Here is a 595-nt window from a genome sequence, read left to right as displayed (position 1 = left end):
AACCAGGAGATAAAATCAAAACCGATAAACGTGATGCGCTCAAACTTGCAAAGCTGCTCAAGTCTGAAGACTTAACATCTATCTATGTCCCTGAGCCCGAAGATGAAGCCGTACGTGATTTATCCAGAGCCCGTGAAACAGGCATGAAAGACTTAAAAGAGGCTAAATATCAACTTAAAGCATTGTTGTTACGTAGCAACATTAACAGCAAAATAAAAGATAACTGGTCATTACAACATTTGCGTTGGCTCGCTGAATTAGTGCTACCTCATCCTTGTCAGCGAATTGTTTTGCAAGAAGCCGTTTCAACCATTACCGAAAGGTTAAAACGTTTAAAAAGGCTGGATAATGAATTAACCCATCAAGTGAAGCGTTGGCGATTTTATCCCGTAGTTAAAGCGATACAGGCGCTCCGTGGTGTGAGGTTATTAGTCGCTACAGGTGTGATTGCCGAACTAGGTGACTTATCACGATTCGACCACCCTAGAAAATTAATGAGTTACCTAGGTCTTGTAACTAGTGAACATTCAAGCGGCGATAAACGCCATTTAGGGGCTATTACTAAGTGTGGTAATAGCCGTGCAAGACGACTACT

1 protein-coding gene is annotated in these 595 nt (G+C 41.8%); it reads left to right on the top strand.

The features are described from left to right. Window positions 1-595 (top strand): IS110 family transposase (locus H4J66_RS20725; protein ID WP_182171414.1); only part of this gene is annotated, 595 nt, incomplete at both ends.

It is taken from the genome of Colwellia sp. MB3u-55 (assembly GCF_014076785.1).
Classification (GTDB): domain Bacteria; phylum Pseudomonadota; class Gammaproteobacteria; order Enterobacterales; family Alteromonadaceae; genus Colwellia_A.
The sequence above is the reverse complement of the archived record's forward strand: the minus strand, read 5'-3'. Positions and strand labels throughout refer to the sequence as shown.